At 71.1% G+C, this 20,817-nt stretch carries 16 protein-coding genes; 10 read left to right on the top strand and 6 right to left on the bottom strand.

What is annotated here, in order from left to right; all coding sequences use genetic code 11:
• Positions 1–26: 26 nt before the first annotated feature.
• The 3 genes from ACGFW6_RS10020 to ACGFW6_RS10010 all read right to left on the bottom strand — a co-directional run bounded on the left by ACGFW6_RS10020 (position 27) and on the right by ACGFW6_RS10010 (position 4,467).
• Positions 27–485 carry a hypothetical protein gene (locus ACGFW6_RS10020; RefSeq protein ID WP_393506585.1) on the bottom strand — a complete coding sequence of 153 codons (459 nt, stop codon included), beginning with the start codon at positions 483–485 and terminating at the stop codon, positions 27–29.
• Between the two features lie 149 nt (positions 486–634).
• Positions 635–2,440 carry a sulfatase gene (locus tag ACGFW6_RS10015; protein WP_393506583.1) on the bottom strand — a complete coding sequence of 602 codons (1,806 nt, stop codon included), beginning with the start codon at positions 2,438–2,440 and terminating at the stop codon, positions 635–637.
• Positions 2,441–2,838: 398 nt separating this feature from the next.
• Entirely contained in the window at positions 2,839–4,467 is a 1,629-nt protein-coding gene (locus tag ACGFW6_RS10010; RefSeq protein WP_393506581.1) for an acyl-CoA synthetase, read from the bottom strand.
• 166 nt (positions 4,468–4,633) lie between these two features.
• Here ACGFW6_RS10010 and ACGFW6_RS10005 point away from each other — a divergent pair, with 166 nt between their 5' ends.
• The 8 genes from ACGFW6_RS10005 to ACGFW6_RS09970 all read left to right on the top strand — a co-directional run bounded on the left by ACGFW6_RS10005 (position 4,634) and on the right by ACGFW6_RS09970 (position 13,313).
• Positions 4,634–5,434: a crotonase/enoyl-CoA hydratase family protein gene (locus tag ACGFW6_RS10005; protein ID WP_393506579.1), complete on the top strand. Its 801-nt coding sequence runs from the start codon at positions 4,634–4,636 to the stop codon at positions 5,432–5,434.
• 116 nt (positions 5,435–5,550) lie between these two features.
• Positions 5,551–6,510, top strand: a complete 960-nt coding sequence (locus ACGFW6_RS10000; RefSeq protein ID WP_393506577.1) for a Zn-ribbon domain-containing OB-fold protein — start codon at positions 5,551–5,553, stop codon at positions 6,508–6,510.
• Positions 6,507–7,556, top strand: a complete 1,050-nt coding sequence (locus tag ACGFW6_RS09995; RefSeq protein ID WP_393506575.1) for a thiolase domain-containing protein — start codon at positions 6,507–6,509, stop codon at positions 7,554–7,556. Before ACGFW6_RS10000 ends, ACGFW6_RS09995 begins: the two co-directional genes overlap by 4 nt.
• The gene (locus tag ACGFW6_RS09990; protein ID WP_393506573.1) at positions 7,553–8,719 is read left to right on the top strand and encodes a thiolase domain-containing protein; all 1,167 of its coding nucleotides are present in this window, start codon (positions 7,553–7,555) and stop codon (positions 8,717–8,719) included. Before ACGFW6_RS09995 ends, ACGFW6_RS09990 begins: the two co-directional genes overlap by 4 nt.
• A gap of 120 nt (positions 8,720–8,839) precedes the next feature.
• On the top strand, positions 8,840–9,085 hold the full coding sequence (locus ACGFW6_RS09985) for a DUF397 domain-containing protein (RefSeq protein ID WP_393506571.1): 246 nt from the start codon (positions 8,840–8,842) through the stop codon (positions 9,083–9,085).
• A gap of 229 nt (positions 9,086–9,314) precedes the next feature.
• Positions 9,315–10,223 carry a universal stress protein gene (locus ACGFW6_RS09980; RefSeq protein WP_393506569.1) on the top strand — a complete coding sequence of 303 codons (909 nt, stop codon included), beginning with the start codon at positions 9,315–9,317 and terminating at the stop codon, positions 10,221–10,223.
• Positions 10,224–10,343: 120 nt separating this feature from the next.
• Complete coding sequence (locus ACGFW6_RS09975; protein WP_393506568.1) at positions 10,344–10,841, top strand: hypothetical protein; 498 nt, start codon at positions 10,344–10,346, stop codon at positions 10,839–10,841.
• A 237-nt stretch (positions 10,842–11,078) separates the two neighbouring features.
• Positions 11,079–13,313 (top strand): glycoside hydrolase N-terminal domain-containing protein, encoded by a 2,235-nt coding sequence (locus ACGFW6_RS09970; RefSeq protein ID WP_393506566.1) that lies wholly within the window; start codon positions 11,079–11,081, stop codon positions 13,311–13,313.
• A gap of 21 nt (positions 13,314–13,334) precedes the next feature.
• On the opposite strand, the gene ACGFW6_RS09965 is transcribed toward ACGFW6_RS09970, so the two are convergent.
• Positions 13,335–15,257 carry an N-acetylmuramoyl-L-alanine amidase gene (locus ACGFW6_RS09965; protein WP_393506564.1) on the bottom strand — a complete coding sequence of 641 codons (1,923 nt, stop codon included), beginning with the start codon at positions 15,255–15,257 and terminating at the stop codon, positions 13,335–13,337.
• A gap of 291 nt (positions 15,258–15,548) precedes the next feature.
• Positions 15,549–16,691: an aminoglycoside phosphotransferase family protein gene (locus ACGFW6_RS09960; protein ID WP_393506562.1), complete on the bottom strand. Its 1,143-nt coding sequence runs from the start codon at positions 16,689–16,691 to the stop codon at positions 15,549–15,551.
• 244 nt (positions 16,692–16,935) lie between these two features.
• On the opposite strand from ACGFW6_RS09960, the gene ACGFW6_RS09955 reads away from it, so the two are divergent.
• Complete coding sequence (locus ACGFW6_RS09955; protein WP_393506560.1) at positions 16,936–18,429, top strand: hypothetical protein; 1,494 nt, start codon at positions 16,936–16,938, stop codon at positions 18,427–18,429.
• 109 nt (positions 18,430–18,538) lie between these two features.
• Here the strand turns inward: ACGFW6_RS09955 and ACGFW6_RS09950 are convergent, their stop codons facing one another.
• Positions 18,539–19,936, bottom strand: coding sequence for a PP2C family protein-serine/threonine phosphatase (locus ACGFW6_RS09950; RefSeq protein ID WP_393506558.1), 1,398 nt, complete (start codon positions 19,934–19,936; stop codon positions 18,539–18,541).
• 428 nt (positions 19,937–20,364) lie between these two features.
• Between ACGFW6_RS09950 and ACGFW6_RS09945 the strand changes: the two genes are divergently transcribed.
• Entirely contained in the window at positions 20,365–20,778 is a 414-nt protein-coding gene (locus ACGFW6_RS09945) for an SsgA family sporulation/cell division regulator (protein WP_393506556.1), read from the top strand.
• Positions 20,779–20,817: the final 39 nt, after the last annotated feature.

Genomic DNA, 20,817 nt, shown 5'->3' with positions numbered 1-20,817 from the left:
GAGCGGCCTGTCACCCCGAGTGGTGGTCAGCGATGGCGTCGACGCCGGACCACCACATACCCGGCGGCCAGCGCCAGCGCGCCGACGGCCAGGCCGGCGCCCAGTGCCAGCTCGAAGTCCGCGGGCCCGGTGGCACCGCCCAGCCCGCCCCGGACGCCCTGCGTGGGGCGCGGCGAGCTCGTGGGGCGCGGTGAGGAGGTGGGGAGCGGTGAGATCGTGGGAGGCGGGGAGACCGTGGGAAACGGTGACGTGATGGTGCTGCGGCGTGGCAGGACCTCGCAGGCGATGCCGTCGTCCGTGCCCTGGTCCTCGTCGAGGCGATTGGGGTCGTTGCGGTCGCGGTTGAACTCCGCCTGCGCGTCCTCCTGGAAGACGAAGTCGCGGCAGTCCAGGTCACCCTGGGCGTGGGCCAGGTGGGACGCCGGGCCGACGGCGACGAGAACGGTGATCGCGGTCGTGCATATCGCGGGGGCGCGTCGCTTCACGGGCGTTGCCTCTCGGTCCTGCGGTCTCGACATCTGACGATCGACAACCGTCCATGCGACCGTAGGTACGCCACCCGGGCACCGGCGCGCGGTGCTAGGCCGTTCGAGCCAACCTCGGGGCCAGCTCGAACGGCCCGGCCTTCAGCCGCTCAGTCCCCCCGGGGCCCGTACGCCGTCATGAAGCGATCCCGGAAGCGGTCCATGCCCCAGGTGGGCGCGTTCTCGGCGGGCTTGAGGCCGTCCGTCCAGTTCCAGTCGGCGATCCTGTCCAGGACCTTCGGGTCGCGGGCGACGATCGTGACGGGCACGTCCTTGCTGGTGCTGCCGGCGGTGACGGTGGGCACCGGCTGGTGGTCGCCGAGGAAGACGAGGACGGTGTCGTCGGTGCCGTACCGCTCGACCCATTCGGTCAGGCTGTGCAGGGAGTACTCGATGGCGTGGCGGTACTCGGTGCGGACGCGCTCGGGGTCCTTCCAGACCTCCTTGGGGTCGGTGCCCTCCTTCTTGATCTGGTGGAAGACCGAGCCGTCGCCGAGCTCGTCCCAGTCGGTCATACGGGCGATGGGGGACCAGGGGTTGTGGCTGGAGGCCAGGATGATCTCCGCCATGATCGGGTCGCGATTCTTCTTGCCGTGCTCCAGGCGCTGGAACGCCTCCAGGCTGAACTGGTCGGGCACGGGGGTCCAGCTGAAGTACGGGCCGTTGTACCCCAGGTGCTCGGAGTCGTAGATGTGGTCGAGCGCGAAGAACTTGCCCTCCGGCCAGGCCCGCCGCACACCCGGCACGACACCGACCGTCCGCCACGCGCCGGTCTTCCTGAAGTAGCTGCCCAGCGTCGCCCGGTCGCTGGTCGTCAGGCTCCGGTACCGCTGCTGGTTCTTGATCCAGAGGCCGGACAGGAACGTCGAGTGCGCCAGCCAGCTGCCCGCGCCCGTCACCGGTGACTTCAGCCACGCGCTGCGCGACTGGAACCCGGCCGCCTTGAGCGAGTTCGTCCCTTCCTTCAGCACCGAATCGATCTGCGGAGCCATCGCAGGATCGTCGACGGCGACCCGGCCGTAGCTCTCGATGAACGTGAACAGCACGTCCTTGCCGCGCAGCCCCGTGAGCAACTGGTCCGGCGGTGTCTTGGCGAACGCGTCGACCGCGGCCTGCTTCTCGAAGACCCGCCCGTCCTTCAGGCCGGCCTGGACCTGTTCGATCCGGTTGTTGACGAAGTCGGCGTTGCCCTTGGTGGCCAGCGGGACCCCGGCGATCTGGATGCCCAGGGTCATGCAGGTGATCCACGCGGTGCCCAGGATCAGCGTCGTGCGGGTGGCGACGGCACGGTGGCCGACCATCAGGTTCGTCACCCGCACCATCGCGAGCGTCATCAGCACCAGCACCGCGACCACCAGGACGATCACCCCGACGACCGCGAGCACCTGCCCGGTACGGCCGAAGGACTCCCGGACGAACTCCGCCGCGTCGTCCAGCAGGATCCAGTCCAGGACCAGGTCGAAGGGACGGGCCAGCACCGAGTAGAAGCCCATGTCGACGAACTTCAGCACGGTCAGCAGGCCCAGCAGCGCGCCCGCGAACACGGACATCAGCCGCCGTGACCGCGGTGGTACCGCCAGCAGCAGGCCCGCGAGCAGGATCCCTTCGGCGGGCAGCCGGAAGAACGCCTCGGGGCCGAGCCGTTCGAGACGGTTCGGCACGAGGAGCGCGAACAGCAGGAGCGCGCCGGCCAGAACGGTCGTGCCTACGGTGACGCCGCGGGCCGTACGGGGGTAGCGGCGCCGCCAGCCGAACCAGCCCGGGGGAGTGGAGTCGGCACGGTCTGCCGTTCCGGCCGTCTCCGCCGGACCGGCCGCTTCCTCGGCGTCGTCGGCCTTCTCCGTCGGCTCGCCATCGTCGTCCCGCTCGGCGTCAACGACCTCCTTGCCCTCCGCGGTCGCCTTTGCCGGTTCCACATCTCCGGAATCGTCGTCCGATTCGGCACCTTCATCCGTAGCCGTCTCAGCCGTCTCAGTCGTCTCAGTCGTGCCGGCCGTCTCAGTCGTGCCGGCCGTCTCAGTCGTGCCGGCCGTCTCAGCCGTGCCGACCGTCTTAGCCGTGCCGACCGTTTCAGCCGTCCCGGCTGTCCCAGCCGTGTCGGCCTCCCCGGCCACCCCCGCCCCGCCCGGATCGTCGTCCGGATCCGACCCGCCCTCAGCGGTGTTGAGCGGCTGACGGGAGCGAGTGAAGAGCGACACCCGGCGGTCCTTCCGTGCGGTCTTGCGATGGCATGGCAAACAACGGTCGACGACCGAGCCTGCCACCATCAGTACGTCCGCACGTCACCTTGGGTTCAACCAGAGCTGCCCGGGATTCACCCGTCGGCGGAGACCGCCACCTCGCGGGCCCAGCGGTAGTCCGCCTTGCCGCTGGGCGAGCGCCGGATCGAGTCCGCGATCACCAGCTGGCGAGGGATCTTGTACCCCGCGAGGTGGGAGCGGCAATGCGTCTGGATGTCCGCCAGGGACGGCCGCCGCGCACCCGTGCGCAGCTGCACCACCGCGGCCACATGGTGCCCCCACTTGGCGTCCGGCACTCCGGCCACCAGCGCGTCGTACACGTCGGGGTGGGACTTGAGCGCCTGCTCGACCTCTTCCGGGTACACCTTCTCGCCACCGGTGTTGATGCACTGCGAGCCGCGTCCGAGCACGGTGACGACGCCGTCCTCGTCGACCGTGGCCATGTCGCCGAGGAGCACCCACCGCCGGCCGTCCTTCTGGAAGAAGGTCTCGGCGGTCTTCCGGGGGTCGTTGTAGTAGCCGAGCGGCACATGGCCGCACTGGGCGACCCGGCCCACCTCGCCCGTGGCGACGGGCTCGTAGGTGGCCGGATCGACCACCTGAGTACGGGAGTTGACGCGGATGCGGAAGCCGCGCTCGGGGCCCGAGTCCTCGGTGGCCGTGCCGTTGAAGCCGGATTCGGAGGAGCCGAAGTTGTTCAGGAGCATCACGTTCGGGACCAGCTCCTGGAACTGCCGGCGCACGGTGTCCGACATGATCGCCCCGGACGAGGACACGCTGAACATCGACGAGCAGTCCGTGCCCTTCATGGGGCCGCTCAGGGCATCGACGAGGGGCCGCAGCATCGCGTCGCCGACCAGCGACACGCTGGTGACCTTCTCCTTCTCGATCGTCCGCAGCACCTCCTCCGGCGCGAACTTGCGGTGGATCACGATGCGCTGGCCGAAGTTGAAGCCGATGAAGGCGGTCAGCGTGGACGTGCCGTGCATCAGCGGAGCGGTCGGGAAGAACGTGATGCCGTCACCGCCGGCCGCCACCCGCTCGGCGAGTTCCTCCGGCTTCCGCACCGGCTCACCGGTCGGCGCGCCGCCGCCCAGCCCCGAGAAGAACAGGTCCTCCTGGCGCCACATCACGCCCTTGGGCATTCCGGTCGTGCCGCCGGTGTAGATGATGAACTGGTCGTCGCCCGACCTGGCCGGGAACCCCCGCTCGGGCGACCCGGCGGCCTCGGCGTCCGCGAAGCTCACGGCCGGCACGACCGGTGCCTCGGCCGCAGCCGGCGTCACCGACCCCACCCGCACCAGGTGCCTCAGCCCTTCCACCCGTGGCAGAGCCGCCGCCACCCGGTCGGTGAACTCCGCCTCGAAGACCAGGGCCACCAGATCGGCGTCCCGGTACAGGTACACCAACTCCTCTTCCACATAGCGGTAGTTCACGTTGACCGGGACGATCCGCGCCTTCAGGCAGGCCAGCACCGTCTGGAGGTACTCGACGCCGTTGTAGAGATGGAGGCCGAGATGCTCGCCCGGACGTATCCCGCTGTCGAGCAGATGGTGGCCGATCCGGTTGGCCGCCGCGTCCAGCTCGGCGTACGTCAGACGGCGCTCCGCACCCGTGCCCGGATGATCCACGTACACGAGCGCCTCGCGGTCCGGGACCACGTCGACGACCGACTCGAACAGGTCGGCAAGGTTGTACTCCACCGTTCCTCCTGCCCTCGCTCTCCACCGGCTGCCGGTCATCAGAGCAAAGGGCGGCACAACTGTGAAGGGTCCGCGCACAAGAAATCTGACTACCTGTCAGAAAACCCTTGAAGTGCCCCGGCACCTCCTGCAACCTGTTCTCGTTCTTTCAGAGGGGAGATGGGCGATGAGTGGGACGGAACACCTCACCGTGCGGCGCGAAGGCGCCACACTGGTGCTCACGCTCAACCGGCCGGAGGCCAAGAACGCACTCTCGTTGGCGATGCTCGTCGGCCTGTACGACGGCTGGCTGGAGGCCGACGCCGACGACACGATCCGCTCGGTCGTGTTCACGGGCGCGGGCGGCTCGTTCTGCGCGGGCATGGACCTCAAGGCCCTGGCCGGACAGGGCATGGAAGGGGAGCGCCACCGCGACCGGCTCAAGGCCGACCCGGACCTGCACTGGAAGGCGATGCTGCGCCACCACCGCCCCCGCAAGCCGGTGATCGCCGCCGTCGAGGGGTACTGCGTCGCCGGCGGCACCGAGATGCTCCAGGGCACCGACATCCGCGTCGCGGGGGAGTCGGCCACCTTCGGGCTCTTCGAAGTCAAGCGCGGTCTGTTCCCGATCGGCGGTTCCACGGTCCGGCTGCAACGGCAGATCCCGCGCACCCACGCCCTGGAGATGTTGCTCACGGGGCGCCCGTACAGCGCCCGCGAGGCCGCCGGCATCGGTCTGATCGGGCATGTCGTCCCCGACGGCACGGCACTGGACAAGGCCCTGGAGATCGCCGAACAGATCAACGCCTGCGGCCCACTCGCCGTCGAAGCCGTCAAGGCGTCCGTGTACGACACCGCCGAGATGACCGAGACCGACGGCCTCGCCGCGGAACTCAAGCGCGGCTGGCCGATCTTCGACACGGCCGACGCCAAGGAAGGCGCCCGCGCCTTCGCGGAGAAGCGGTCACCCGTCTACAAGCGCGCGTAGCGCCGCGCCGGCTGAGGCCGGTTCAGCAGCTGCGGGCCGTTCGTGGCTGGTCGCGCAGGTCCCCGCGCCCCTTTGGGGCACGCCTTCACCGCCGGCCTCCCAAGGAGGTAGTCCCGATGCCCGAAGTCCTCAAAGCCCCCCTCGTCGTCGAGTTCCCGTTCACCCGTTCCGTCGGCCCCGTCCAGAGCGCCTTCCTCACCGGGCTGCGCGAACGCGTCGTGCTCGGCGTGCGCACCGGCGACGGACGCACGCTCGTCCCACCCGTCGAGTACGACCCCGTCACCGCCGAGGAGCTCCGCGACCTCGTCGAGGTCGCCCCCACGGGCACCGTCACCACCTGGGCCTGGAACCACGCCCCCCGCCGCGACCAGCCCCTGGACACGCCCTTCGCCTGGGTCCTGGTCCGCCTCGACGGCGCCGACACCGCGCTCCTGCACGCCCTCGACGCCTCCGGCCCCGACGCGGTCCACACCGGTATGCGGGTCCGTGTCCGCTGGGCCGCGGAACGCACCGGCGCCATCACCGACATCGCCTGCTTCGAGCCGTACGACGACAGCGCCGAGGACGTCCGGGGCGCGGCCGAACCCGCCGTCCACACCGGCGAGTTCGCGGACCCGATCACCGGCATCGTCGCTCGGGCCCGGCTCGACTACACCTACTCGCCCGGCCGTGCCCAGTCCGCCTACCTCGGCGCCCTGGCCGAACACCGCAACGTCGGCGAACGCTGCCCGTCCTGCCGCAAGGTGTACGTGCCGCCGAGGGGTGCGTGCCCCACATGTGGCCTCGCCACATCGGAACAGGTCGAAGTAGGTCCCCACGGCACGGTCACCACGTTCTGCATCGTCAACATCAAGGCGAAGAACCTCGACATCGAAGTGCCGTACGTCTACGCCCACATCGCCCTCGACGGCGCCGGTCTCGCCCTGCACGCCCGGATCGGCGGCATCCCCTACGACCAGGTACGCATGGGCCTGCGGGTCGAACCCGTGTGGACGGCGGACTCCCGCTTCCCCGATCACTACCGGCCCACGGGCGAGCCCGACGCGGACTACGACACCTACAGGGAGCTGCTGTGAACCGCGAGATCGCCGTCGTCGCCTTCGCGCAGACCGACCACCGGCGCACCAGCGAGGAGCTCTCCGAGGTGGAGATGCTCATGCCCGTCCTGCACGAGGTGCTGGCGCAGACCGGCCTGAAGACCGCCGACATCGGCTTCACCTGCTCCGGCTCCAGCGACTACCTCGCCGGCCGCGCGTTCTCCTTCACCCTCGCCCTCGACGGCGTGGGCGCCTGGCCGCCGATCTCCGAGTCGCACGTCGAGATGGACGGAGCCTGGGCGCTGTACGAGGCGTGGACCAAGCTCCTGACCGGGGACGCCGACACCGCGCTCGTCTACTCCTACGGCAAGTCCTCACCGGGCCCGCTGCGCGACGTCCTCACCCGCCAGCTCGACCCGTACTACGTCGCCCCGCTCTGGCCCGACTCCGTCGCGCTCGCCGCCCTCCAGGCCCAGGCCCTCATCGACGCCGGTGACACCGACGAGCCCGCACTCGCCGCCGTCGCCGCCCGCAGCCGGGCGGACGCCACCGCCAACTCCCATGCGCAGCTGAGCGGTTCGGTGCCGCACGGCGACTACCTCGTACGACCGCTGCGTACCGGCGACTGCCCGCCCATCGGCGACGGAGCCGCCGCCGTGATCCTCGCGGCGGGGGAGCGGGCCCGCGACCTGTGCGAACGGCCCGCCTGGATCCGCGGTCTGGACCACCGCATCGAGGCCCACGGCCTGGGCGTGCGCGACCTCACCGACTCGCCCTCCACCCGCCTGGCCGCCGAGAAGGCCGGAGCGTTCGAACGACCCGTGGACACCGCCGAGTTGCACGCGCCCTTCACCGCGCAGGAGGTCGTCCTGCGCAAGGCGCTGAGGCTCGACGACGGCGTGCGTGTCAACCCGTCCGGCGGGGCGCTCGCCGCCAACCCCGTCATGGCCGCCGGGCTCATCCGCATCGGCGAGGCCGCCGCCGGCATCCACCGGGGCGAGTCCGACCGGGCGCTCGCGCACGCCACGTCCGGCCCCTGTCTGCAACAGAACCTGGTCGCCGTACTCGAAGGGGATCCGCGATGAGCAAGGAGCCCGTGGCCGTCATCGGCATCGGACAGACCAAGCACGTCGCCGCACGCCGGGACGTGTCGATCGCGGGACTCGTCCGGGAGGCGGCCCGCAGCGCACTCGACGACGCCGGGCTGGACTGGGCGGACATCGACGCCGTCGTCATCGGCAAGGCGCCCGACTTCTTCGAGGGCGTCATGATGCCGGAGCTGTATCTCGCCGACGCGCTCGGCGCGGTCGGCAAGCCCATGCTCCGGGTGCACACCGCCGGCTCGGTCGGCGGATCCACCGCGCTCGTCGCCGCCAACCTGGTCGCGGCCCGCGTCCACGGCACCGTGCTGACGCTCGCCTTCGAGAAGCAGTCCGAGTCCAACGCCATGTGGGGACTGTCCCTGCCGATCCCCTTCCAGCAGCCCCTGCTGGCCGGCGCCGGCGGGTTCTTCGCCCCGCACGTGCGCGCGTACATGCGGCGCAGCGGCGCGCCCGACACGATCGGTTCGCTGGTCGCCTACAAGGACCGGCGCAACGCGCTGAAGAACCCGTACGCCCATCTGCACGAGCACGACATCACCCTGGAGAAGGTCCAGGCCTCGCCCATGCTGTGGGACCCCATCCGCTACTCGGAGACCTGCCCGTCCTCGGACGGGGCCTGCGCGATGGTCCTCACCGACCGGGCCGGCGCGGCCCGTGCGCCGCGCCCGCCCGCCTGGATGCTCGGCGGCGCCATGCGCAGCGAGCCCACCCTCTTCGCCGGCAAGGACGCCGTGTCGCCGCAGGCCGGCAAGGACTGCGCGGCCGACGTGTACCGGCAGGCGGGTATCGCCGACCCGCGCCGTGACATCGACGCCGTCGAGATGTACGTGCCGTTCTCCTGGTACGAGCCGATGTGGCTGGAGAACCTCGGATTCGCCGCCGAGGGCGAGGGCTGGAAACTCACCGAGGCCGGGGTGACCGAGCTGGACGGCGATCTGCCCGTCAACATGTCGGGCGGCGTCCTGTCGACCAACCCGATCGGGGCCTCCGGCATGATCCGGTTCGCGGAGGCGGCCCTGCAGGTGCGGGGCCAGGCCGGGGAACACCAGGTGGAAGGGGCTCGCAAGGCGCTCGGGCACGCCTACGGCGGCGGGTCGCAGTTCTTCGCGATGTGGCTGGTGGGCGCCGAGCCGCCGGACGCGTGAGCCGGGTCCCGGACGTCGGTGGAGAAACCTTGGCAAAGGTCCCCCTCACGTGGCCTGTTGGCACCCGGGACCGATCGCTAGGCTGGCCCGCGGACGACGCGAATCGGGAGGAGCACGGACGTGGCCGAGAGCACCACCATCCAGCAGCCGCCGCTCACGGGCTGGGACAAGCCGGAGCTGGACCTCAGCAACGCCGACTGGCACTCGAGCAGCCGTGGTCGGGGGGATGTCCAGATCGCCTTCGTCGAGGGGTTCATCGCGATGCGCAACAGCGACCGCCCCGAAAGCCCTTCCCTGATCTTCACCCCTGCCGAATGGGGCGCGTTCGTGTCGGGCGCGCGCGAGGGCGAGTTCGACCTGACCTGACGGGCGCGAGGGCGAGTACGACCTCATGGGGGACCCCGCGAACCTCGCGGGCGGACCGCGCGAGCTGAGCCGGCGGGCGGTGGCCCCGCGCGCCGGCCGCCCTCGGGCCGATCCGGGGGTGTTCCCGCCGTTTTTCCGGACACGCGACCTTGAGAGCCCTTCCGGGGCCCACGCCTGAGCGAGGCTGGCCCCGGGGTCGGGAAGGCCGTACCCCGGAGGTGAGGAACCCATGAGCACCCTGCCGGTCATCGCGGCGGTCGACGGTTCGGACGACAGCCTGGTCGCGCTGGACTGGGCCTTCGAGACCGCCCTGCTGCGCGAGGCGCCGCTGCGGGTGGTCCACGTGCAGCAGTACGCGGCCTGGGCGGGGCCGGAGATCACGCCACCCGGGCAGCCGGAGTCCGCGAACGACCCGGTGCTCGACGCGGTCCGCCGGTATCTGGAAGGGCGCGTCGAGCAGCCCGCCGTGGAGTACTCGGCCCTGGCCGGAGCGGCCGGGACGGTCCTGCCCGAACTGGGTTCGACCGCCCAGCTGCTGGTCCTGGGCAGCCGGGGCCGCGGCGGTTTCGCCAGCCTGCTGCTCGGCTCCAGCGGCGTGGCCGCCGCGCGGGACGCCGAGTGCCCGGTGGTCGTCGTACCGAAGCCGGGCCGCGAGGTCGACGACGACACGCTGCCGATCGAACCGGGTCCCCGGGTCGTGGTCGGACTCCAGGTCGACAGCCCGGACGAGGCCACCCTGTCCTTCGCCTTCGCCGAGGCCGCCCGACGCGGAGCCCGGCTCCAGGCCGTCGCCGCGTACGCCTGGCCGCTGCACGTGTGGACCGCGGCCACCGCCCAGGTCGTGGCGCCACTGGCCGACCAGGAAGCCATCGAGGCCGAGACCCGCGTCCTGGCCGACGGTCTCCTCGCGCCCCACCGTGAACGCCACCCCGACGTCCGCGCCGAGTCCTACGTGGCCCCGGGTGACGCGGCCGGAACCCTCGTCGCGGCCTCCAGGGACGCGACCCTCGTGGTGGTGGGCCGGCACCGGCGACGCCTCCTGGCGCCCGCCCGCATGATGGGCTCGGTGACCCAGGCGGTCCTGCTCCATGCCGCCGCCCCGGTGGCGGTGGTGCCGCCCGTGCAGATGGAGGCGTAGGGACAGGCGCGGGGGCCAACTCCCGAGCGAACCAGGGACCCCTGGTCGAGGGACCGGAGAGCACCCGTCGAACGGCTGCCCTCACGTCATGGAACGGGTTCGGCCACGTACCATGGCGACATGTCGTTCCTCCGCCGCCGCAGCGCCACGCCCGCCGGGCCCGACTTCGACGTACTGGCCATGGACCCGGGCGACTGGCCCGGCAACCTGGGTGCCGGGCTGCTGCCCGCCCCCGACGGCAGCTGCCAGGGCGTCTTCCTGCGCTACGACCTCTTCGGCGGCCGCGGCCCGGCGATGATCATCGGCAATCTGCCCGAGGGCTCCCCGGCCCGCGAGGTGGAGCAGGGCGAGATCCCCTTCGAGGTCGCGCAGCTGCTGCTGGCGCTGGAGAACGACGAGGAGGTCTCCGTCGTCGGCAGCGAAGACGTACCGGTGATGCAGGGCGACAACCTTCTGATCGTGCGCCGTCTGAAGCTCTCCGAGAGCCGGATCTCCTGCGTGCAGTTCGACCGCAGCGACAACGTCCTGGTCACCATCGCCGCCTGGGACCGCCCCATCACCGACGACCTGTACGCCCTGCTCAAGCCGCTGCCCGCGGAGCTCTTCCAGCAGGGCTGAATCGTCTCCTCACCCTCCCCGGCCGGACCGGCGCCTGCTTGACTTTGTCATGACCCTTGCCGCTGAGTCATCGGATCTCTAGCGTCAGGGGTCATGTCATATGAGCCGCAAGGGATCACCCGAAGAACGACTCTGAAGGCAGTGGCAGCGGTCGGAGGAGCCGGAGGGCTCGCTCTGGGAGCAGGGGCCGGGGAGGCTGCTGCCACCGATTCCTCCGATGTGTCGCACGCGCCGTCCGTGCTCCGGTACGCCGCCCCGGCCTCCGACTGGGAGCGCGAGGCGTTACCCATCGGCAACGGAGCACTCGGTGCCATGGTGTTCGGCACCCTCGCCTCCGAACATCTCCAGTTCAACGAGAAGACCCTCTGGACCGGCGGCCCCGGCTCCGCCCAGGGCTACGACCACGGCAACTGGCGCGCGCCCCGGCCCGGCGCGATCACCGCCGTCCAGGACGACCTCGACACCGGGACCACCCTCGACCCCGAGTCCGTCGCCGACCGCCTCGGCCAGCCGCGGCTCGGCTACGGCGCCCACCAGACCTTCGGCGACCTCCACCTCGACCTGCCCGACGCGCCGAGCACACTCCCGCCGGACTACCGCCGGGCCCTCGACCTCGACAACGCGGTCGCCTCGGTCGCCTACACCCACCAAGGCGTGCATCACCGAAGGGAGTTCTTCGCCTCCTTCCCGGACGGCGTGATCGTGGGACGGCTCAGCGCCGACCGCCCCGGGGCCGTCACCTTCACCCTGCGCCACACCTCGCCCCGCGCCGACTTCACCGCCACCGCCACCGACGGCACCCTCACCGTGCGGGGAGCCCTCGCGGACAACGGGCTGCGCTTCGAGGCGCAGGTCCGGGTACGGACGCGGGGCGGCACCGTGACCTCCGGGGCCGACGCCACCCTCACCGTGACCGGCGCCGACAGTGCCTGGTTCGTCCTGGCCGCCGGCACGGACTACGCCGACACCTACCCCGACTACCGTGGCCCGGACCCGCACGCCGCCGTCAGCCGAGCCGTCCGGAGCGCGGGCCGGGACTACGAGAGCCTGCTCGACCGGCACGTCCGTGACCACCGGTCCCTCTTCGGCCGCGTCGGCCTCGACATCGGCCAGTCGCTCCCCGCCGACATCCCCACGGACCGGCTGCTGTCCTCGTACACCGGCGGCACGAGCGCGACGGACCGCGCCCTGGAAGCCCTCTACTTCCAGTACGGCCGCTACCTGCTCATCGCCTCCTCACGCCCCGGCTCCCTGCCCGCCAACCTCCAGGGCGTCTGGAACAACAGCACCACGCCCCCGTGGTCGGCCGACTACCACGTCAACATCAACCTCCAGATGAACTACTGGCCCGCCGAGGCCGCGAACCTCGCCGAGACGACGGCGCCCTACGACCGCATCGTCGAGGCCCTGCGCGCCCCCGGGCGCCGCAGCGCACAGGAGATGTTCGGCTCCCGCGGCTGGGTCGTGCACAACGAGACCAACCCGTACGGGTTCACCGGCGTGCACGACTGGGCGACCTCGTTCTGGTTCCCCGAGGCGGCGGCCTGGCTCACCCAGCAGATGTACGAGCACTACAGGTTCGGCGGCTCCACCGACTACCTGCGCACCACCGCCTACCCGGTGATGAAGGAGGCGACGGAGTTCTGGCTCGACAACCTGCGCACCGACCCGCGCGACGGAACCCTCGTCGTCACCCCCAGCTACTCGCCCGAGCACGGCGACTTCACTGCGGGCGCGGCCATGTCGCAGCAGATCGTCCACGACCTGTTCACCAGCACCCTGGAAGCCGCCCGCACCCTGGGTGACACGCCCGGCTTCCGACGCCGTGTCGAGGACGCGCTGAACCGGCTCGACCCCGGCCTGCGGATCGGATCCTGGGGTCAACTCCAGGAGTGGAAGACGGACTTGGACGACCCCGCCGAAACCCACCGGCACGTCTCGCACCTGTTCGCCCTGCATCCCGGACGGCAGATCGAACCCGGCAGCCGGTGGGCGCGGGCCGCCGAGGTCTCCCTGACCGCGCGCGGGGACGGCGGCACCGGATGGTCCAAGGCCTGGAAGATCAACTTCTGGGCGCGGCTGCGCGACGGCGACCACGCCCACACGATGCTCGCCGAACAGCTGAAGTCCTCGACGCTGCCCAACCTCTGGGACACCCACCCGCCGTTCCAGATCGACGGCAACTTCGGTGCCACTTCCGGTGTCGTCGAGATGCTCCTCCAGAGCCAGCACGACATCATCGACGTGCTCCCCGCCCTGCCCGTCACCTGGCCGACCGGCTCGGTGCGCGGCCTGCGGGCCCGCGGCGGCGCCACCCTCGACATCGCGTGGACGGACGGCCGGGCGACCGGCATCACCCTCGACGCGTCACGAACCCGCGAACTCACCGTCCGCAGCGACCTGTTCGAGACAGGACAGCACTCCTTCAAAGCGGTGGCCGGACAGCGGTACACCTGGCAGCGGAAGGACTGACCCCTCCATGAGACCGGTCCGCTAGGAACCCGACGCCACGACGTCCACGTCCGCCGCCCGCACGAACGCCACCCGGTGACCGTACTGGATCTCGTAGTACAGATCCTTGCCGACCACGACCCGGTGCGACGACTGGTCGAAGTCCACCGCGTAGAAGTACTCGCCCGGCACCTTGCCGCCCACCGCGTACCGCTGGCCGGCCGGCAAGGTGTACGGCAGTGGCGACACCGACTGCGCGGGCACGTCCGCCGGATACGCCGAGGACTCGGGGTAGGCGCGCCCGTACACCGGGACGCTCGTCAGGCCCGCCTTCGGTGTCACCACCTCACCCGACGCGTGCACCGCGGCCGGGCTCTCCTTCGTGTTCCTGAACCACGCCTTCTGCCCCAGGTACCAGATCGCCGTCCAGTCGCCGTCCTGGCCGGCGACCGCGTACTGCTGTCCGGTCGAGACCCGCGAGGCCAGGTCGTTGACACCCTTGGTCGGCTCCGAGCCCAGCCCGATGTCCTTGATCAGGGGATACGTCTCACCGGGGCCGGAGTACAGCCGCACCGCGCTCGAACCGTGGTCCGCGCAGCGCTGACCGGCGGTCACACAGCCCGTGTACTCGGGCCGGTTGGTCGCGTAGTCGGGGCGGATCGTCACCAGTCCGCCGTCCGGGCCGGCGCTGGGCTCGATGGGCCGGCCGAGCAGCTCGAAGTAGTGCCGCCAGTCCCAGTACGGGCCCGGGTCGGTGTGCATGCCCCTGACGTTCGCCGCGGTCGGGCCCGGAACGGTGTCGTGGCCGAGGATGTGCTGCCGGTCCAGCGGGATGTCGTACTGCTTCGCCAGGTACGCCACCAGACGGGCCGAGGACCGGTACATCGCCTCCGTGTACCAGGCGTCCGGCCGGGCCAGGAATCCCTCGTGCTCCAGCCCGATCGACTTCGCGTTGACGTACCAGTTGCCCGCGTGCCAGGCCACATCCTTTGCCTTCACATGCTGGGCGATGTGGCCGTCCGTGGAGCGCAGGGTGTATTGCCACGACACATAGGTGGGGTCCTGCACCATGGTGAGGACACCCTCCCAGGCGCCCTCCGTGTCGTGGACGACGATGTAGTCGATGTCCTGGGCCGCCGGACGACCGCCCACGTCGTGGTTGCCGTAGTCACCGTCCCCGAACTGCTCGTACGGCGCCGGGACCCACTCGCAGGACACCGTGGGCGGGCACTCGGTCTCCTCGGCCTTGAGGGTGCGCAGTCCCGCCCGCCGCAGCTGCCCGGTGTCGGGGGACAGGCCCGGCTGCGCGGCCACCGCCACCAGCTGGCCCGCGTCCGTCTCACGCTCCTGACCGGTGCGCAGCACCGCGTAGACGTCGTTCGCGTACGCCGCGGCCGTCGCCGTGTCGTCGGCACCGGAGAAGCGCGCCACCGCCGCGTACCAGTCCGCCGGATCCGAGCTCAGCGGTTCGCCGAGCTCCTTCTGCGCGGCCGCGAGCAGCGCGGCGCCCCCGGCCACGTTGGCGGCAGGGTCCGTACGCAGCCGCTCCTTGCTCAGCCCGGTCAGCTCGGCCGCCTTCGGCAGCGTCCTGAGCCGGGCCGGGATCTCCGAGCTCTTCGGCAGCTTCGCCTTCGGGAGCAGGGCCTTGCGGGCGCTGTCACCGCGCGCGTCCTCCGACCCGTCACCGTGGTGCGACGGAGAGTCGGCGAGCGCGGTGCGGGCGTCGGTGAGGTGCATCGGGCCGTATCCGCCGGTCACGCTGGGGGCCCCGGCGTGCGCGTCCCAGCGGGACTGCAGATAGGAGACGCCGAGCAGGACGCTCTGCGGCACGTGATACCGGGCGGCGGCGGAGGTGAAGGCCGACTGCAGGCCGTGCTCCGAGCCGCGGGAGTCGTCGGAGGGGGCCGCGCCGATCAAGGGGAACAGCAGTGTCGCAGCGGCCAGGGCGGTGACGGATGCACGCAATGCAGCCTCCTGGGACGGTCGGGCGCGACGGGCCGTACGGGGCCGGGCGTGGGTCTGTGGTACCGGCTGTCCGACGATCCGTCAATCATGCCAAGAGCTGCATGAATTCCCTTGTCAAGCGGGATTCCCGGGAGTTTCGTGCCGTCGGCCTCCTGGCCTGCGGGGCGTCAGTGGCGTACCCCAATGGCTGTGTACAGGCGTGTCGAGGGGCCGCCCGGATCTCCATGGGCCGCACACACGAAAGTCCGCGGTACGCCTGTCTCCAGAGCGCACCGCGGACCACCGTCCCCGTCAGCGAGTGCCGACCGCCGCACGTACGGCCCGCCGGGCCAGCTGGCAGTCGTCGTGCAGCCGCCGCAGCAGCAGCCGCTGTTCCTCGCCGGACGGCGCAGCACCCGGGTGGGCCACTCCCGATGCCGCCGGGGTCGTGTCGTGCATCGAACGCTGCACGGCCGTCTCATAGGTACGGATCTCGCGGGTCAGCACGAGCATCAGGTTCACCAGGAACGCGTCCCGGGAAGCCGGACCCGCCGACTGCGCGATCTGGCTGATCTGCCGCCGGGCCACCGGTGCGTCCCCGAGCACCGCCCACAGCGTCGCCAGGTCGTAGCCCGGCAGATACCAGCCCGCGTGCTCCCAGTCCACCAGCACTGGACCGGCCGGTGAGAGCAGGATGTTCGACAGCAACGCGTCGCCGTGGCAGAACTGGCCCATGCCCTGCCGGCCCGCGGTGGCCGCGATGCCGTGCAGCAGCTTCTGGAGATCACCCATGTCCCGGTCGGTGAGCAGGCCCAGCTCGTGGTACCGGGAGATCCGGGCCGCGTAGTCCAGCGGGGCGTCGAACGTGCCCGCCGGCGGCCGCCAGGCGTTGAGCCGGCAGATCGCGCCGAGTGCCGTCCTGATGTCCGCACGCGGCGGCACCTCCACGGGGTGCCGTTGCAGTGCCGCCACCCGGCCCGGCATCCGCTCGATCACGAGCGTGCAGTTGTCCGGATCCGCCGCGATCAGTCTCGGCACACGCACCGGGGGGCGGTGCCGGACGAACGAGCGGTATGCCGCTATCTCGTGCCGGATCCGCTCGGCCCACGCCGGCGAGTGGTCCAGTAAACACTTGGCGACGGCCGTGCTGCGCCCGGTCGTGCCGACCAGGAGTACGGACCGCCCGCTGCGGCGCAGCACCTGGACCGGCGCGAACTCCGGGCAGATCCGGTGCACCGACGCGATCGCCGTACGCAACTGGGCGCCCTGGGGGCCGGACAAGTCGAGTCTCCCGCTGAGCGGTTGTGTGCCGAGCCCCGCGGCGCGCAGTGGCCGGCCCGCGCCGAGCACGGGGGCCGCCGCCGGCCGCGCCGGGGCGAGGTAGGGGCCGCCACCCGCCGGGCGGGCACGCAGCGACCGGGGCGGGGCGGACACGGAGGACGATGCTGCGTACATGGGCGAAACAGATCCCTTCGTGTGCCTGCGACGTCATTGCGCTACCCGGCCCGGCCCCGCGGGTGCACCCTGGGGAGTGCGGCCCGTTGTTCAAAAGGCGACCGGGTCGGGGTGGCGCGTTCCTACCTGACACCCGTTGCCCAGTGGCACACCATCTGGCGCACCCTGGCGAACCCTGGCGAATAGTCCCGAGGCAACTCTCACCGGGCTACTGTCAACTCAGCCGAGAACCTGGGGGCTTGACGTGAGCGGAGAACCCAACACCCGCCTGGCGGACCTGTTCGGCCTGGCCGGCTGGTCCAAGGGCGAACTCGCGAGGCTGGTCAACCGGCAGGCGGCGGCCATGGGCCACCCCCAGCTGTCGACCGACACCTCGCGGGTGCGGCGGTGGATCGACATGGGAGAGATCCCGCGCGATCCGGTGCCGCGGGTGCTGGCAGCTCTGTTCACCGAGCGTCTCGGCCGTGTCGTGACCATCGAGGACCTCGGTCTGGTCCGGCACGGGCGTACGGGGAAACGGCAGGACGCCGGGAATGTGGAGCATCCCGACGGTGTGCCGTGGGCGCCCGAACGGACCGCCGCGGTCCTCACCGAATTCACGGGAATGGACCTCATGCTCAACCGACGCGGCTTGGTGGGCGCGGGTGCCGCGCTCGCCGCGGGATCCGCACTCAGCAGCGCCATGCACGACTGGCTGCACTCCGACCCGGCCCTCAAGGCCGACGCCCCCCAGTTCGACGACCCCCTGCACGCCGACCCCGCCGGGTTCGACCGCTATGAGGCCGCCCCCATCGGGTCGCAGGAGATCGAGGAACTGGAGCGCTCGGTGGAGGTGTTCCGGGCCTGGGACGCGGCCCGCGGCGGCGGGCTGCAACGCAAGGCAGTCGTGGGCCAGCTCAACGAGGTGGGCGGCATGCTCGCCTACCGACACCCCGAACATCTCCAGCGGCGCCTGTGGGGCGTCGCGGCCAACCTCGCCGTACTCGCGGGCTGGATGTCGCACGACGTCGGCCTCGAGCCCACGGCACAGAAGTACTTCGTCATCGCCGCCCATGCGGCCCGGGAGGGCGGCGACCGGCCCCGCGCCGGGGAGGCGCTCTCGCGAGCGGCTCGCCAGATGGTGCACCTCGGCCGGCCCGACGACGCACTCGACCTCATGAAACTCGCCCAGTCCGGCTCCGGTGAAGAGGTGTTGCCGCGCACCCGGGCCATGTTCCACACGATCGAGGCCTGGGCGCAGGCGTCGATGGGCAAGGGCCAGGCCATGCGCCGCACCCTCGGCCGGGCGGAGGACCTCTTCGTCTCCGACCGGAGCGACGTGCCGCCGCCGAGCTGGATGCAGACCTTCAAGGACGAGGATCTGTACGGCATGCAGGCCCTGGCCTACCGCACGCTGGCCGAGTACGAGCCGGGCGCGGCCGTACACGCCCAGCACTTCGCGGAGAAGGCCCTGGCCCTGCGCGTCGACGGCCGGGAGCGTTCGAAGATCTTCGACCATCTGTCCATGGCGTCCGCCTGCTTCATCGCGGACGACCCCGAACAGGCCGACCGCTACGCACGGCTGGCCCTGATGTCGATGGGATCGAACTCGTCCGGCCGCACCTGGGACCGGCTGCGTCAGATGTACCGGCTCACCGCCGAGTACTCCAGCTACCCGAGGATCAACGAACTGCGGGAGGAGATCCGGTCGGCGCTGCCCAAGGCGAAGAGGCCGGGCGGCGACAGCGCACGGGCATGACAGCGCACAGTCATAGGGGGACTGTGCGGCCGACCGCGACGCCAAGGCTCCGGGACAGCACCCTGCGGAGCGCCACCTACCAGAACGTCAGCTTCCAGTACGTCACCTTCTAGTACGTCACCCTGGCCACGAGCACGCAGGCGTCGTCCTCGCGCTCACTCTCACCGAACTCGTCGACGACCAGCCGTACGCAGTCCTGTGCCGTGTCCGCCGTACCCAGGCGGGGGCCCAGGTCGAGGAGGAGGTTCACGGAGTCGGCCGCGCTGTGCCCCGGCACCAGTCCGTCGGTGTGCAGCAGCAGAAGGTCGCCCACCTGGAGCGTCTCCTCGGCCTGCGCGTAGACGGCACCGGAGGTGGCGCCCAGCAGGACACCGTCCGGCGCGTTCAGCCTGCGCCCCGTCCCGTCGCGGAACAGCAACGGGGCGGGGTGTCCGGCCTGCGCCCAGGTGAGGGTGCGGGTGTCGGGGCGGTAGCGGCAGCAGACGGCGCTGCCGAGGGCGGGTTGGACGGTGGCGTCGAGCAGTTGGTTGAGCCAGGACATCAGCTGTCCCGGCTGGGTGCCGGCCATCGCCATGCCGCGTACGGCGCCCAAGAGGGCCGCCATGCCGGAGGCCACGGCCACCCCGTGGCCGGTGAGGTCGCCGACGCTCAACAGGGTCTCGCCGTCGGTCAGTTCGAGCGCGTCGTACCAGTTGCCGCCGATCATCGCGCTCGTCGAGGACCGCAGGCATCGGGCCGCGAGGTCCAGGGTCTCGGGGCCCTGGTGCGGGAGCCGCAGGGAGCCACGCCACGGCGGCAGCACGGCCTCCTGCAACTCGACCGCCAGCCGGTGCTCGGTGTGCGCCCGGTGGCGCCGCAGTGAGTCACGGGTCTCGCTCACGGCGCGTTGGTTTCGGCGCAGTTCACTGACGTCCCGCAGCACGGCCCACATCGAGGAGGTGCTGCCGTCGGAGTCGAGCACGGGCTCGCCCATCATGTGCACGGTCCGGGACTCGCCGTCCGGCCGTAAGATCCGGAACTCCCCGTCGATGGGCTTGGCGTCGACCAGGCAGTCGGTGACCATCGCCGTGAGCCTGCGCCGGTCCTCGTCGAGGACGACGGAGGGCAGCTCGTCGAGGGTGAGCGGCGCGCTCTCGGGGTCGCGGCCCAGGATCTGGTAGAGCTCGCCCGACCAACTGGCCTCGTCCGTCAGCAGGTTCCACTCCGCGCTGCCGACCCGGCTGAGCAGCGAGTCGGCGCGGGGCGGGGCGGGCGTGCCCTGGGGAGCGGCGGGCGGTCCGTCGCGCAGTTGCCCCAAGTGCTCGTCGAGGTCTTCGAGTTGGTGCAGGGCGAGGTCGTACAGGGCCCGCTGCCACCGGTCCTGCGGGTCCGATCCGTCGCTCGGCGTGTCCCGCCGCACGGCGTCGACGTCACCCTTGAGCCGCCGCGCCTGCGATATCAGCGCATCGACCGAGCCGCGCCCTGGCGGCTGGGCGGCGGGGCGGTCCGCAGAGAGATGGGGTGGCATGACGCACTCCGATGCGGGGACGGTACGACCAAGGCTGACGGAGGGACCGTTACGACTGTGGCACAGCCCGCGACGGGCTGTAAGGGATTTGGCAACACCCGATTCGGTGGTGCGTCTGGCATATGCCAGAGTCTTCTCGGAGGGCTGGTGTGGTGCTATCGGCGTACGTCGCGAAGGGTCCAAGTCGTAGGTGGCGTACGGGTTTTGATGGCCTGTCCGGACGATCGTACGGCCCTCAGTCGCATGTTCGACGGTCGTGTGTTCCAGGGGTGGAGTGAGGCTCCCCGTGCGACAGGCGGCTCCCTGCCTCGGGAGTGACGCAGCTCACAAAATTGATGGACCCTGGGGTGTACTGCGAGGGACCCCTGCGGAGTCGTAAAAGCACAGCGGCAAAACCGTCCGACCGCCGACCGTAGGGGAGACCGCCCATGGACATCGCCCTCGAGCAGCCCGCCAGCGCCCGCCTCATCACGGGCGAGGAGCGCGAGGTCCCTGTGCCCGCCACACTGCGGTACGCCTCCACGGACCCGCTGGCGGTGTACATCGACTTCCCGGGCCGGGTCTCCCTCGACGGCCGGGGCGCCACCTGGACCTTCGCGCGCGGTCTGCTGGAGGCGGGCCTGCGCGGTCCCGCGGGGGACGGTGACGTGCACATCTGGCCGTGCGGCGAGGAGCGGACGGTCGTCGAACTGCACTCGCCGTACGGCATGGCGCTGCTCCAGTTCGACACCGGTTCCCTGCACCGCTTCCTGCTGCGGACCTACGCGGTGGTCGCGCCCGGCGAGGAGGACCTGGAGGCGGTCGTGGAGCGCGGTCTGAGCGCGCTCTTCGACGAGGTGTGAGGCGAACGGTGAGGTGCCCCGCGAGGAGGCCGGTGAGCT

This window comes from Streptomyces sp. Y7 (assembly GCF_043195415.1).
Taxonomy (GTDB): domain Bacteria; phylum Actinomycetota; class Actinomycetes; order Streptomycetales; family Streptomycetaceae; genus Streptomyces.
The sequence above is the reverse complement of the archived record's forward strand: the minus strand, read 5'-3'. Positions and strand labels throughout refer to the sequence as shown.